Annotated in this window: 12 protein-coding genes; 6 read left to right on the top strand and 6 right to left on the bottom strand. The window is 70.3% G+C overall.

Annotated elements, in window-relative coordinates; translation table 11 throughout:
• The first annotated feature begins 1 nt into the window (after position 1).
• Positions 2 to 871 (top strand): alpha/beta fold hydrolase, encoded by an 870-nt coding sequence (locus HMF7854_RS14040; RefSeq protein WP_126719769.1) that lies wholly within the window; start codon positions 2 to 4, stop codon positions 869 to 871.
• On the opposite strand, the gene HMF7854_RS14035 is transcribed toward HMF7854_RS14040, so the two are convergent.
• The 3 genes from HMF7854_RS14035 to HMF7854_RS14025 form a co-directional block, all read right to left on the bottom strand.
• Positions 868 to 1,461, bottom strand: a complete 594-nt coding sequence (locus HMF7854_RS14035) for an SCO family protein (protein WP_126719768.1) — start codon at positions 1,459 to 1,461, stop codon at positions 868 to 870. The genes HMF7854_RS14040 and HMF7854_RS14035 overlap by 4 nt on opposite strands.
• Positions 1,458 to 1,916, bottom strand: coding sequence for a copper chaperone PCu(A)C (locus tag HMF7854_RS14030; protein ID WP_185829292.1), 459 nt, complete (start codon positions 1,914 to 1,916; stop codon positions 1,458 to 1,460). Before HMF7854_RS14030 ends, HMF7854_RS14035 begins: the two co-directional genes overlap by 4 nt.
• Positions 1,917 to 2,120: 204 nt before the next feature.
• The gene (locus HMF7854_RS14025; RefSeq protein WP_420822379.1) at positions 2,121 to 2,993 is read right to left on the bottom strand and encodes an alpha/beta hydrolase; all 873 of its coding nucleotides are present in this window, start codon (positions 2,991 to 2,993) and stop codon (positions 2,121 to 2,123) included.
• Between the two features lie 155 nt (positions 2,994 to 3,148).
• On the opposite strand from HMF7854_RS14025, the gene HMF7854_RS14020 reads away from it, so the two are divergent.
• From HMF7854_RS14020 to HMF7854_RS14005, 4 genes are all read left to right on the top strand, one after another.
• Positions 3,149 to 5,806, top strand: a complete 2,658-nt coding sequence (locus tag HMF7854_RS14020; RefSeq protein WP_239016997.1) for a glycoside hydrolase family 3 C-terminal domain-containing protein — start codon at positions 3,149 to 3,151, stop codon at positions 5,804 to 5,806.
• Positions 5,807 to 6,003: 197 nt separating this feature from the next.
• Positions 6,004 to 7,551, top strand: a complete 1,548-nt coding sequence (locus HMF7854_RS14015) for a TadE/TadG family type IV pilus assembly protein (protein ID WP_185829291.1) — start codon at positions 6,004 to 6,006, stop codon at positions 7,549 to 7,551.
• Positions 7,548 to 8,135 carry a TadE/TadG family type IV pilus assembly protein gene (locus HMF7854_RS14010; RefSeq protein ID WP_126719764.1) on the top strand — a complete coding sequence of 196 codons (588 nt, stop codon included), beginning with the start codon at positions 7,548 to 7,550 and terminating at the stop codon, positions 8,133 to 8,135. Before HMF7854_RS14015 ends, HMF7854_RS14010 begins: the two co-directional genes overlap by 4 nt.
• Before the next feature lie 10 nt (positions 8,136 to 8,145).
• Positions 8,146 to 8,814, top strand: a complete 669-nt coding sequence (locus HMF7854_RS14005; protein ID WP_239016996.1) for a TadE/TadG family type IV pilus assembly protein — start codon at positions 8,146 to 8,148, stop codon at positions 8,812 to 8,814.
• 71 nt (positions 8,815 to 8,885) lie between these two features.
• Here the strand turns inward: HMF7854_RS14005 and HMF7854_RS14000 are convergent, their stop codons facing one another.
• Together HMF7854_RS14000 and HMF7854_RS13995 are read right to left on the bottom strand one after the other, a co-directional pair.
• On the bottom strand, positions 8,886 to 10,241 hold the full coding sequence (locus HMF7854_RS14000; RefSeq protein ID WP_126719763.1) for a sensor histidine kinase: 1,356 nt from the start codon (positions 10,239 to 10,241) through the stop codon (positions 8,886 to 8,888).
• On the bottom strand, positions 10,238 to 10,903 hold the full coding sequence (locus HMF7854_RS13995) for a response regulator (protein WP_126719762.1): 666 nt from the start codon (positions 10,901 to 10,903) through the stop codon (positions 10,238 to 10,240). Before HMF7854_RS13995 ends, HMF7854_RS14000 begins: the two co-directional genes overlap by 4 nt.
• A gap of 123 nt (positions 10,904 to 11,026) precedes the next feature.
• On the opposite strand from HMF7854_RS13995, the gene HMF7854_RS13990 reads away from it, so the two are divergent.
• On the top strand, positions 11,027 to 11,599 hold the full coding sequence (locus HMF7854_RS13990; protein ID WP_126719761.1) for a hypothetical protein: 573 nt from the start codon (positions 11,027 to 11,029) through the stop codon (positions 11,597 to 11,599).
• A gap of 115 nt (positions 11,600 to 11,714) precedes the next feature.
• Here the strand turns inward: HMF7854_RS13990 and HMF7854_RS13985 are convergent, their stop codons facing one another.
• Complete coding sequence (locus HMF7854_RS13985) at positions 11,715 to 14,015, bottom strand: DUF5703 domain-containing protein (RefSeq protein WP_126719760.1); 2,301 nt, start codon at positions 14,013 to 14,015, stop codon at positions 11,715 to 11,717.
• Positions 14,016 to 14,031 lie beyond the last annotated feature (16 nt).

The raw sequence follows: 14,031 nt of genomic DNA, 5'->3' as shown, positions 1-14,031 counted from the left end.
CATGGCCGCCTTCGAAGACCGCTACTTCAACAGCCCCGACGGGCTGCGCCTCCACTATCGCGATTATGCGGGACCGGCCGACGGTCCGCCGATCATCTGCCTGCCCGGATTGACGCGTAACGCGCGTGACTTCGAGCCGGTCGCCGAGCGGTTCGCCGGTGAGTGGCGGATCATCGCGCTGGACTTCCGCGGCCGCGGCGAATCCGAACATGATCCGCGGCCCGAGCGCTACCTGCCGCCGGTCTACGCCAAGGACATCTTGAAGCTGCTCGACCAGCTCGGCATCGCCGAGGCGGTCTTCTTCGGGACCTCGCTTGGCGGCCTCGTCACCATGCTGCTCGCCGCCACCGACGAGGAGCGGATCGCCGGGGCGCTGATCAACGATGTCGGGCCCGAGCTGAGCCTGCCCGGCCTCGATCGCATCCGCTCCTATGTCGGGGAAGCGGCGAGCTGGCCGAGCTGGGAGGAAGCGACCCGCGACCTCGCCGGACGCCATGCCGACGTCTTCCCCAACTACGACCTGTCGGGCTGGGACCGCCACGCGCGCCGCCTCTGCCGCGAGGACAAGTCGGGGCGCATCAGCTTCGACTATGATCCCGGCATCTCCGAGCCGTTCAAGCTCGCCAACGACGCGCCGCAGCCCGACCTCTGGCCGCTGCTCTACGGGCTGAAGGGCAAGCCCGTGCTGGTCCTGCGCGGCGACCGCAGCGATCTCTTCACCGCCGAAACGGCGGAGCGGATGGCCGAGACGATCGGCAGCGCGGAGCTGGTGACGGTGAAGGACGTCGGCCACGCGCCAGCGCTCGACGAACCCGAAGCGGTCGCGGCCATGGAGCGGCTGCTGGCGCGGGTGCGCAGCGCTTCCGCCTAGGCGACCAACCGCTTCAACTTGCCCAGCGCGGAGGCCTCCGGCTCGTCGGGCGAGATCGTCCCCGCGAACCCGCCGGCGCGGTCGAATAGCAGCACCGTCGCGGTATGGTCGACCGAATAGTCCGGCCCGCTTCCAACCTTCTGCGAATAGATGCCGAACAGCTTTTTGACCCGCTCGACACTGGCGGGCGTTCCCGTCAGCCCAATCACCGGCGTTCCGAACAGCCCGGCGTAGCGGCCGACCTCGGCCGGCGTGTCGCGCTCCGGATCGACGCTGACGAAAACGATCCGGAACGGCTCGTCACCGGTCCCGATCGCCTTGCGCAGCCGGGTCAACCGCGCCAGCGTGGTCGGGCAGACGTCCGGACAATGGGTGAAGCCGAAGAAGATGGCGTAGGGCTTGCCGTTCAGCCGGCTACTCGGGAAGGGCTGGCCGTCGGCGCCGGTCAGGGTGAAGGGGCCCCCGAAGCTGGTACTGGTGACCATCGGCGGGGCCGTCGTCGGCGGGGCCTTGGGCCGGGTCGCGAGGAAGGCCGCGCCGGCGGCCGCAACGGCGACCAGCGCCCACAGCAGGATCCGCAGCCGCTTCACGCCGCCGGACCCGCGCTTCCCGCGGGGAGCACCGGCACGCTCACCGCCCGCGTGCCGGCAACCCGGAAGCGCAGCTGCAGCCGAAGCTGCCCGCCCGCCTTCAGGGGTCCGGGCAGCCCCTCAATCATCACATGCGCACCGCCGGGGGCGAGGCGGGTCGTGCCTTCCGGCACCGCGATCCCGTCGGCGGCCGGCCGCATCCGCATCACCCCGCCGGCCATGCTGCCGGTGTGCAGGCTTGCCCGCGCACCCGCCGGCGCGACCACGGTCGGGGCGAGCAGCCGGTCCTCGGCGCCGTCGTTGCTGATGGTGAAATAGACCGCGGCCATCGACTGACCCGGCGCCGTCTCGCGGGTCCAGGCCTGCTCGACCGCCACCGTGCCCGGCTTCGGCCCGCACCCGGCGGCCAGCAGCGCGGCGAGCAGCGCGGGCAGGGTCCGGCGGATCGTCGGCATCGGCCGGCGTCGGACCCGCGGGAGACCGCCAGTCGAAGGAAGAAGCGAGGCGCACGTCATCCGGCTCTCCTCAGCATGCCTCCGACCGTTTGTCTCGACCAAAATCTCAAGCCGGCTTCGGCAGACTGCTCGACGAGCCGCTCGTTCGGCTGGAACCGCGCGCCTAAAGCCGGTGCTGCGACGCTCCGGCCCGCCGTCCGCTGCTCACCGGCTCCAGCCGTGCATCGCCATCCAGCGCCGGAACTCGTCGAACCAGCCGGTGCTGGTGGCCGGCTTCGGGTACATGCCGAAGCCGTGGCCGCCCTGCTCGAACAGGTGGAACTCGACCGGCCGTTTCGCCGCGCGCCAGCTCTCGATCAGCCCGAACCCGCCGGCCCCGAAAAAGGGATCGTCCGCGGCGAGCGCGACGAACATCGGTGGCGCGTTGGCCGGGACGGTGACGGTCGACAGCGGACCATAGATGATGCCGATGAAGGCCGGCCGGGCATCGCTGCCCGTCAGCTCCGTCGCCAGCGTCAGCATCGCCCCGGCGGAAAAGCCGACCATGCCGACCTTGCTCGGGTCCACGTGCCACTCGGCGGCGCGGCGACGAACGAGCGCGAAGGCCGCCCTCGAATCCGCAAGCTGGGGAGCAATTCCCTCACCGACCGCCTGGCGCCCTGGCGGGGGCCGTCGCGCCGCGCCGGAGAACATCGCGTTCATCGCCCGGGCGAAAGCGTCCATGTCCTGCGGGGTCTGGTTGAGCCGATACTTGAGGACGAACGCCGCCACGCCTTGCGCCGCCAGCGCCTGTGCCACCTCGGAACCCTCATTCTCCATCGACAGGGTCCGGAACCCGCCGCCCGGTGCCACGATGACGGCCGCTCCCGTGGCCCTTGCCGGATCGGGCAGATAGGGCGTGAGCGTGGCCACGCTGACGTTGCGAGCAAAGCGGCTGCCATATTGCATGTGCCACGCCTCTGGGGCGGCGGCGCCCGGAAGCTTGCCGGTATCCAGCTCGATGGCGCCGGGCTGGGCCGGGACGGGGATGGGTGTCATCCGGTCGTCCTGGGCCTGAGCTGGCGCGGCGAACAGCATCGCGCACGTCAGCAGGCCGAGTTGAAGCGTCAGGTTCCAAAGCCGCGGCCAATTGTCCGTCGTGCCCCTCATCTCCGCTCTCCTTGCCTGTCGATTCACCACTTGGGCAACGAGATTGTTAGCGCTATCAACGCACCGGTAAAAGGGAGATTGCCGTGGTTCGCTTTGCTTCGCTTACCCTCGCGCTGCTGGTGGCGGCCGCCTCCTCGACAGCCCCGGCGAGCGCCCAGACGGCGCCCGCAGCGTCCGCCGTTCGCTCGCAGGCGGTTGCCCTCGCTGCCGCGCTCGTTAGCCGCATGACCCCCGACGAGAAGCTATCGCAGCTGCTCAACGTCGCTCCGGCCATCCCGCGGCTGCAGGTCCCCGCCTACAACTGGTGGACGGAGTCGCTGCATGGGGCGCTCGGTCCGGTGCCGACGACCAACTTCCCCGAGCCGATCGGGCTCGGCGCCACCTTCGACCCGTCGCTGGTCCACAGCGTCGCCGCGGCGATCAGCCGGGAGGTGCGTGCGCTCCACACGCTCGGCCGCTCGACCGGGCATCTCGGCACGATCGGGACCGGGCTCGATACCTGGTCGCCCAACATCAACATCTTCCGCGATCCCCGCTGGGGCCGCGGGCAGGAAACCTATGGCGAGGACCCGTTCCTCACCGCCACGCTCGGCGTCGCCTTCATCACCGGCATGCAGGGTCCCGACCCGGACCTGCCGGACGTGATCGCCACCCCGAAGCATTTCGCGGTCCACAGCGGCCCCGAGTCGACGCGCCACGTGGCCGACGTGTTCGTCTCCCCGCACGATCTCGAGGACACCTATCTCCCGGCGTTCCGCGCCGCGATCGTCGAGGCGAAGGCCAATTCGGTCATGTGCGCCTACAACCGCATCGACGGCCAGCCCGCCTGCGCCAGCGACCTCCTGCTCAAGGACCATCTGCGCGGCGCGTGGGGGTTCCAGGGCTATGTCGTGTCCGACTGCGACGCCGTGGTCGATATCTCCGACCACCACAAATATGCGCCGGACTCCGCGGCGGGCGTGGCGGCCGCGCTGAAGGCGGGTGTCGACAATGAGTGCAACACCGCGACGTTGAGCGGCACGCCCAACCTCGAGGCGCGCTACCGCGAGGCGCTCGCCCGGGGGCTGATCGGCCAGCGCGACATTGATCGCGCGCTGGTCCGCCTCTTCTCCGCCCGCTTTCGCAACGGCGACCTGCCCGGCCTGCCGCAGCGTAACTCCTCCACCGTCTCCGCGGCGGCCATCAACACGCCCGACCACCAGGCGCTCGCGCTCCGCGCGGCGATTGAGTCCATGGTGCTGCTCAAGAACGACCGGACCCTGCCGCTCGCGCCGGGCGTCCGAATCGCACTGGTGGGGCCGCTGGCGGACGCCACTCGCGTGCTGCGCGGCAACTACTCCTCGCCCGCGAGCGCCCCGCCGATCTCGGTCCTCGAGGGGCTGCGGCGCGCCCTGCCAGGCGCCACGATCCGCTACGTCCCGTTCATGCCCTCGATCACCGACGGCGACCCGGTGCCCGCGAGCGCCTTCGTCACGCCCGACGGAGCGCCCGGCCTGCGCGCCGACTACTACAACGCAAGGGTGCCGGACGCGGGAAAGGGCGGCCCCGCCCAGTTCGAGTCCGCTCCCGTCGCTTCACAGGTCGAACCCGGCCTTGCGAGCTCGGCCGCGACCCTCGGCAAGGTCGCCGAGCGGCATCGCACCGTCTGGACGGGCTCCCTCGTCGCGCCCGAAACGGGAACCTACCGGATCGCGGTGACCGGCGTGACCGGCGACATGCAGGTGGGTGGCCGGGCAGCGGTGCGCTCCGATCGCCAGTCGGGCTGGGGCGACCCGCTCAAGCTCGTCACCGTCGAGTTGCGCAAGGGCGAGCGCTACCCGCTGCGCTTCGAAACGCGGAGCGGCGGCAGCGGCCAGCCCGGCATGTTCTGGAAGCGCATCTCGACCGATGACAACGCCGCACTCGCCGACGCGGCCCGCAACGCGGACGTCGTCGTCGCTGTCGTCGGCCTCACCTCCGACCTCGAGGGCGAGGAGATGCCGGTGCATGTCGAGGGCTTCTCGGGCGGGGACAAGACCTCGCTCGAACTGCCGGCCGACCAGCGCGCGCTGCTGGAGAAGGCGCATGCGCTCGGCAAGCCGCTCGTCGTCATCGCGATGAACGGCAGCCCGATCAACCTCGCCTGGGCCAAGGCGAACGCCGCCGCGATCCTCGAAGCCTGGTACCCCGGCCAGTCCGGCGGGCTGGCGGTCGCCCAGGTGCTGGCGGGCGCGGCCAACCCCGCGGGGCGGTTGCCGCTGACCTTCTACCGCGGCGTCGAGGACCTCGCCGCGTTTAACGACTATGCGATGCACAACCGCACCTACCGCTATTATCGCGGCACCCCGGTCTACCCATTCGGGTACGGGCTCAGCTACACCAGCTTCGACTATGCGCCGATCGGCCTGCGCCCCGCTTCGGGGGGCGTCGGCAACGGGCTGCGCGTGACCACCGAGGTGCGCAACAGCGGCGCCCGCGATGGCGACGAGGTGGCCCAGCTCTACCTCTCCTTCCCGGCGGTCGCCGGCGCGCCGCGGCTGGCGCTCCGCGGGCTCCAGCGCGTCCACCTCCAGCGCGGCGAACGGCGTGCCCTGAGCTTCGATCTCGCGCCGCGGGATCTTAGCGCGGTCACCGCCGACGGCGTGCGGGAAGTCATGGCGGGCCGCTTCACCGTCAGCGTCGGGGGCGGCCAGCCTGGAACCGGGGCACCGGGCCGCTCGGCAAGCTTCAGCAACGACCGGGTGCGCGTCCTGCCAAATTGAGGTCGACGCATATCGGTCCCAATTGAAGCCTTTGTTGGTGATCCCGCAACCATGCCGCCGTGCGCTGGCCGCTAAGGGCCTGACGGGATTGTATGGCAGCCATCCCGTTAACCTTCGCATCTAAGCAAGCGTTAGAAAAATAGGTTCAAACCGGCGCATGTTCTGGTGGGACAATGCTGATGAAAAGGCTTGTCGGAATGTTGCGTCGCCTGTTCGCCCGCCGCTCGGCGGGTGACGACCGGACGTTCATGCGCCGGCTGCGGGAGGACAAGCGCGGGAACGCGCTGGTCCTGACCGCCGTGGCGATGATCCCGATCGCCGGAATCGTCGGCTCGGGCGTCGACATCAGCCGCGCCTATCTCACCAAGACCCGGCTTCAGCAGGCTTGCGACGCCGGCGTGCTCGGCGGCCGCAAGGTGATGGGAGCGGCGGGCCTCGACTCAACCGTCACCGCCGAGGTGAGGAAGTTCGTCGACTATGACTTCCCGCAGGGTACGTTCGGCAGCTCGGCCTTCACCGTGGTTCCGACCGCGGGTGCGAACAGTGCCGTCGACCTGACGCTCGCCACGAGCGTGCCGACGACGCTGATGACCATCTTCGGCATCTCCACGATCCCGATCAGCGTCTCCTGCACCGCGCGGCAGGACTTCGTGAACACGGACGTGATGCTGGTTCTCGATACGACGCTGTCGATGAACTGCCTGCCGGCCGAGTCCGCCACGACCTACTGTCCCTCCGAAAAGAGCGGATCGAAGATCCAGGCGCTTCGGGCCGCGGTGACGTCCTTCTACAATGCCCTGAAACCGGCGCAGGATCAGCTTGCCGGCCAGGGCCTCCGGCTCCGCTACGGCATCGTGCCCTATTCGCTGACGGTGAACGCGGGCAATCTGCTGCGATCGACCAACCCGAGCTGGGTCAACACGACCTCCAGCTATCGCAAGTGCGTGACCCCGAGCGGGCAGACCTGCAACGGGGTGGGACCGGCGAGCTCGGTGACCCACGACTCCAGCTTCTGGTCGAGCTGGGCCGGCTGCATCGAGGAACGCCAGACCGTCTCCTCCATCGGCTCCTCGTCCGGCTACACGCCGCCGGCCAACGCCTATGACCTCGACGTCGACACCGCGCCGACGAGCAGCGCAACCGCCTGGAACGCCTACGACCCGGATTCAGAGACCGCGAAGTATAATGTCGCCGGGCTCGGCTATGCCTGTCCCAAGTCCGTCCAGTCGCTCGGCACCATGTCGAGCGTCAGCGACATGAACAGCTACACCGCCGGGCTGGCGGCCGGCGGCTACACCTACCATGATCTCGGCATGCTCTGGGGTGCCCGGCTGCTCTCGCCGACCGGGCTGTGGGCAAGCAACAACCCGAGCAGCTACAATAGTTTCCCGGTCAATCGGCACCTCATCTTCATGACCGACGGGGCTCTCGAGCCGGACCTCAGCGCCTATTCCGCCTACGGCGTCGAGAAGTTCGACAAGCGCGTGACCGGCAACGGCAGTTCGACCAGCCAGTACAACAGCCATCTCCAGCGCTTCCGCATGATGTGCAACGCGGTGAAGGGCATGAACGTCAACATCTGGGTGATCGCCTTCGGGACGAGCAGCGGGACGGGCCTGTCGACCGATCTCGTCAACTGCGCGAACACCCCGGCCCAGGCGTTCAAGGCCGACGATCAGGCGGCGCTGGTCGACAAGTTCACGCAGATCGGTCAGGCGATCGGCGCGCTGAGGCTGTCGCAGTGAGCCGCTTGGTTCGCCGCCTGCTCGGCGACCGGGCCGGCGCCGCCGTGATCGAGATGGCGCTGGTGCTGCCGGTACTCGTCCTCTTCATCCTCGGCTTCCTCGATTTCGGCTACTGGATCTACGTCCGGTCGACCTCGATCGGAGCGCTGGAGTCCGCCGCCCGCGGCGCCGGCGTCGGAGGGGCGGCGGTCGATGCGGCCGCGCTGCAGACGGGGGTCGAGAACCAGGTGAAGCGGATCGCGCCGCTGGCGAGCTTCGCCTGGAGCGTCCGCAACTACTACGAGTTCGCCGGCATCGGGAAGCCCGAGAAGCTGATCACCGACGTCAACGGCAACGGGAAGTATGATCCCGGCGACTGCTGGGAAGATCTCATCCCAAACGGCGCCTACGACACCACGCCCGGTCGCGCCGGCGTCGGCGGCGCGGACGACATCATCTACTATCAGCTGACCGTCTCGTTTCCGCCCTTCGCGGACATCGGCGGCTTCCTGACCAATCTGGCGGGCAACCACAGCACCACCGTCACCACGATCGTCAAGCGGCAGCCCTATGCCGCCCAGGCCACCCCAGCGATCCGGTGCTAGGCCGATGCGCATGAACCTCAGGACCCTTCCGCGCCGGCTGTTCCGAAGCCGGTCTGGCGTCGCGATGACCGAGTTCGCGCTGGCGCTGCCGCTGCTCTGCCTGCTTTGCCTCGCCGGGCTCGAGATCGCCAACCTCTCGATCGCCTATCTCACGGTGAATTCGATCGCCATCAAGACCGCCGACAATGCTGCCCGGGTGCGGACGTCGATCGACGAGACCGACATCAACGACATCTTCTTCGGCGCCAAGCTGATGGGCCAGAAGATCGACTTTGCGCGCAACGGCCGGATCATCCTGTCGAGCATCGAACCGGTGATGAGCAGCGGTTCGACGCCGACCGTGGTCAACCAGTATATTCGGTGGCAGCGCTGCACCGGGGCGAATGCCGCCAACTCGACCCACGGCGCGGAAGGCGACGGCGCGAGCGGCACCGCCCAGGCGTCCGGCTACGGCCTCTCCGGGGGGCCGAAGATCACGGCGGCGAGGAACACCGCGGTGATGCTGGCCGAGGTCGTCTATGCCTATCAGCCGCTCTTTTCCAACCGCTGGTTCGGACCGATCACGATCCGCACCAGCCAGACGGTGACCGTGCGCGAGCGGAGCGACCAGGCGATGAAGAACGAGGCATCGCTGTCGAACAACCAGAGAATGCTCTGCAGCAACCCGCACGCCGCCTGAACGGCATCGCGTCGGCTCGCGTCGGGGTTCGCCCGCTCGCTGCCCAGGGTGACTCGGGGCGCGAGCCCGGGCTATTTTCTGGCCGCGGGTAGGAGCAGCCCCGCCTGCAGCCCACCGGACTCGGCCCGCGAGAGCGTCAGCTGACCGCCGTTCAGTTCCGCCAGTTCCTGCGCGATCGGCAGGCCGAAGCCGTGACCGCCCCCGCGCTCGTCCAGCCGGCGCCCCGGCATCAGCGCCAGTGCGATCTCGTCGGGGGAGAGCCCTGGGCCGTCGTCCGCAACGATGATCTCGACCTCGCCTTCCTTCCGGCAAGCGGTGACGCTCACCCGGGATCGCGCGTGGCGCCAGGCGTTGTCGAGCAGGTTGCCGAGCAACTCGTCGAGGTCCTGCGGGTCGACCAGCACCGCCAGCTCCGGCGCGACCGAGATTGCGGCATCCACGGCGCGGCCGGCATGGATCCCCCGCATGGCCCCGACCAGGTCGTCGACAGCGGCCGCCAGCCGGGTGCTCGCCCGCTGGCCGCCTCCCGGCGCCGCGGCGCGGGCCCGGCCGAGATGATGCCGCACCCGCCCGTCGATGTCGGCGACCATCGCCGCCAGGCTGCCGTCCGGATCGCGGCCGCCTTCCGCCAGCCGCAGGGCCAGCGCGGCGAGCGGCGTCTTCAGGCCATGCGCCAGGTTCGAGACATGACGGCGCGCATGATCGAGCTGCGCCGCATTCTGGTCGAGCAGGCTGTTGAGCTCGGTCGCGAGCGGCGCCAACTCGTCCGGCTGATTGGTCGGCACGTGGCGCGCCCGGCCCATCCGCACGTCCGCGACCGCGCCGCGAAGCCGGCGCAGCGGGCGCAGCCCGAAGCGGAGCTGCGCCGCGGTTGCCAACGCGAGTGCCCCGCCGAGCAGCGCGAGCGAGGCGAGCAGGGGGACCATCGCCTCGCGCATCGGGGCCATCGCCACCCGCCGCGGGCCGCCCGCCGTCACGATCACCGGCCCGGCGCCGGTCGGCACGCTGAGCTGGCGGACATGGACTCGCTCGCCCGACGACGCGATCCCGTCCCCGGGACGCGGCTCGCGATCCGCCATGTCCATGTCGGGAGGCTCGAACCGGTCAGGCTCCGGCGGCGGCCGTTCGACGATGGGGTCGCCGCCGCTCCAACGCCCCCGCGTCCCCTCGACCCGCCACCCCCAGCCGCGGCGGCCGGCCTCGAACGCCGGCAGGTTCACGATTAGGCGCTGGTCGAGCACGCCGTCGGGCCGCACCGCGCGGGTCAGCATGGCGACCTCGGCGTCGAGCTGCTGGTCGAGGCCGCGGATGACGAACCGCTCGAGCACGCTGCCGATGCTGAAGGCGGCGAAGGCGAGCGCGGCGATGCTGGTCAGCGCGGAGACGGCGAGCAGCCGGCCGGACAGCGAGCGGGGGATCAGCCTCATGCGTCGTCCGCGGTCAGCCGATAACCGCGACCGCGAACCGTTTGGATCATCGCCGCGCCGATCTTCTTGCGGAGCCGCCCGATGATCACCTCGAGCGAGTTGGAGTCGACCTCCGCGTCGCCCTCGTATACCCGCTCCATCAGCTCGCCCCGCTCGATCACGGCTTCCTTCCGCAGCATCAGCGCGGACAGCACCCGCCATTCCAGCGCGGTCAGCCGGAGCGGCAGTCCGTCGAGCTCGAACACGCCGAGCTGCGCGTCGAGGGTCAGCGGCCCGCAGGTCACCCGCGCGCCCGCATGGCCGGCGGCCCGCCGCACCAGCGCGCGCAGCCGCATGATCACCTCGTCGACCCGGAACGGCTTGGTCAGATAGTCGTCGGCGCCGGCCTTGAACCCGGCCACCTTCTCCGACCATGCGTCACGGGCGGTGAGGATCAGGACGGGCATCGTCCGCTCCTCGGCGCGCCACTCGCGGAGCACCGTCACCCCGTCCTTCCGGGGCAGCCCGAGGTCGAGCACCGCCGCGTCGTACAGCTCGGTCGCGCCCAGGTGCGCGCCGTCCTCGCCGTTCACCGCGATATCGACCGCGAACTTCTCGGCACGAAGCGCACGCGCGATTCCCTCGGCCAGGTCCGCGTCGTCCTCGACCAGCAAAATCCGCAAGCGTCCCTCCCTTCGCGTCCTCGCTACGCCTGCAAGCCAAACTCAATCTGAACGGCGCGGTTCAGCGCACCGGCGGGGGGCGGCGAGTAGACCGGGCCTCGCAACTCGAAAGGAGCCAAAACCATGTCCGACATTTCCGAACGATCCGCCCGCCGACCGCTTCACCTGGGAACCGGCGGCAAGCTGGGGCTGGCCGCCGCGGCGCTGCTGGCGCTGGGCGGCGCGGCCGGTGCCGCCCTGATGGCGGAGGCCCGACCGACGGTCACCATGGCGCCCGCCAGCGCGGTGCCGATCCGCTCGCTCTCGGCGAACGGGATTGTCACCATCCGCGGCCGGGTCGCCGAGATCTACGGCAACAAGTTCATCATGGCCGACGCCAGCGGACGCGCGCTGGTCGACACCGGCCGCGAAGGCGACGAGCGCCAGCTCGTCACCGCGGGCGAGCCGGTCCTGGTGCAGGGCCGGTTCGAGCGCGGCTTCGTCCACGCCGCCTTCCTCGTCGGGCCCGACAGCAAGGTCACCGCCCTCGGCCCGCTCGCCGGCCCGCCGCACGGCCGCCCCGGTCCGCACGGCGGGCCCGACCACGGCCCCGGCGCGCCCCTCCCCGGCGACACCCCACCCCCGCCATCACCGCCGCCAGCGGCAACCGCTCCCGCGGCGCCCGTGGCGGCGTCTGCCGGAAACCCGGCTCGGTAAGTCAGGTCAGGACCGACGCAGGCCGCTCCCGGTCATGCGTCGGTCCATCCCGGCAGCACCACCCGCGCCCGAGCGGCCGGCGGGTCGACCGCCAGCCGCTGCAGCGCCCCGGATCTCAGCGACGCCTCGACGCGCGTGCGCCCGGGCGCGTGGAGCCGGAAATCGACGTCCCAGTCCCGCGGCCACGCGGGAAGAGGTGGATCGCGTCGCCCGGAGTCTGCATCAGCATCTCCTGCAGCCCGATCATCCCCGACCCGCCCCAGTTATGGTCGGGTGCCCAGTCGTGGCCGGGTCCCCAGAAAGCCGGGTAGCGTCGCCCGGAATCGTCCAGCTTGCGCGCGGTCAGCCGAGCCGCCTCCTCGGTCAGCCCGAGCCGGGCGCAGAAGATCGCGTCCTGGTGCCAGCTCTTGATGTCCTTCTGCGCCGCCGTGTCCACGCCGACCCGCCAGGTGTCGATCGCGACCTGGAGGTCGGGCCGCCCGATCCCGTACTGCCCGTAGGGGAAGACCGGGTAGAGCTGGGGGATCTCGACGTTCTGGATCCGGTCCCACAGCCGCGCCGGGGCGATCGTCCGCCGTCCCTCCATCACCCGGAACGAGAAGGGCGGAAGGGTGGCGCGCATGGCGGCGTAGCGTGCTCTCAGCGCCGGCCCGACCCGCGTCGCCGGCAAGGCCAGCAGTGCGCCCAGCACGGCGTCCAGCCCGGCAATCGTGACCGTCGAGTTGAGGGCGTTCTTGTAGGTCTCGCAGGCGGTCCCGGGGAACAGCACGAGGTGCCCGTCGGCGTCCAGCTCGCGCCCGGACTGGCGGGCATGTTCGCGCCGGTAATGCTCGTCGAAGAAGGTCAGGCAGCTGTCGATGAAGCCGAGATCGCCCTCGGCGATCGTCCCGGTGAACCGCCCGACCTCCAGCATCATCAGGCAGAACTCGAGCACCGTGTCCCACAGATGGTCGACGAACGCGCTGTCCTCGACCCCGGGCATGTGGATCGCCGGCTTGTTCCAGCCGCGCTGCCAGCCCCATTCCTGCCCGCAGCACAGGCCGGAATTCTCGATCTGCTCGACAAAGCAGGCGCCCCGGTGGCCCCAGTAGGTCTGGGTGCGCAGCTCGGCGTTGCGCCGCAGCCGGCGGTAGAAGTCGAACTGCGGCTGCAGCAGGTCGAAGTCGCCGCTCTTGAGCATCGGCCAGTGGACCAGCCGCTGGTTCTGCGCGGTGAACTCGCCGCCGCCCCAGGCCCGGTAGTCGGGAGAAAGCCGCAGCTTGGGGTCGGTATATTCCGGATCGACGGTGGAGTTGCCGCCGTTGAACTTGGTCGGCCAGTCGCCCCGCGCATTGGCGCCGAGCATGTGGCGGAACAGCTGGTAGTTTCGTCCGAGCCGCCACGGCTGACTGTCCGGCCGCGCCGGGCCGGGCTGGATCAGGATGTAGCTGCGCTCCCAGTAGCCACGCCACCACCGCCGTGAGCGCGCCCGCGACGCGGCCGGCGCAGCCGCGGTCCGGGTCAGGCGGCGCAGCCCGGCGAGCCATTCGTCCTGGCTATCGGTCCGGGCGACGTGGCAGACGATCTTGAGCGAATGCCGCCGCTGCGGTCGTGCGCTTCGCAGCGACCAGCCCCGGAACGGCGTGCTGGCGTAGCGGCCGACGGTCTCGCCGGCCGGAGCGAACCCCGGCCCCAGCATCAGCGCGCCGAAGCCGAGCCCGCGCAACGGGTTCCACAGCTGGTCCTTGACCGCGGTCAGCTCCTGCTGCGCCACCAGCAGGTCGAACACCGTGTCCTCATCGTGGTTGCGCCGTGCGCTCAGCACCCCGCCTTCCGCGAAGCCGACCGTGTCGGCGCGCTGGCGGGGCACCACCGGCGCCCCGTCGTAGGCGCGGTGCATCGACATCTCGTCCGGCAGATAATCTCGGTCGACCAGGCGCCAGCTCTCCAGCGTCGCCGTCGCCCGCCGCGGGGCGCCGCTCTCGACGGCGACGTGCACCACCGGCTGCTCGACGTCGGCCCACAGGCTGATGGCGACGTCCCCGGCCGAGATAACCAGCTCGCCGTCGGCCAGCCGCAGTTCCTGCCGGAACGAAGCGCCGGCGACGAAGGGGGAGGGGTCCAGCCGGACCCGGACCCGGCCGAGCTTGAGATAGCTGTTCGTCTCGTCGAACGCGCCGCTGCGCGCGATGTAGAAGAGGAGTTCCCCGCCTTCGACCCAGGCGTTCAGGCCGATGTCGCCGGCACCGCAGGGCATGGACTCGCCCGCGTTCTTGCTGGGGCTGGTCCATACGGGATTGTAAGCGGCGAGCCAATCCGCGCCGTCGTGGCCGCCGGGGGGCACTGGAGCAGCCGCGTCGAGCTCGCCGGCGGGAAGCCCGACGATGCAGGTCGCGCCCGCCAGCTGCTTGAGGGTCGTCCGTTTCGCTTTGTCCACAGCCGGTCATCGCCCC

The sequence above is a fragment of the Sphingomonas ginkgonis genome, assembly GCF_003970925.1.
GTDB classification, from domain to species: Bacteria; Pseudomonadota; Alphaproteobacteria; order Sphingomonadales; family Sphingomonadaceae; genus Sphingomicrobium; species Sphingomicrobium ginkgonis.
This window is presented reverse-complemented; position numbering and strand designations above follow the sequence as displayed.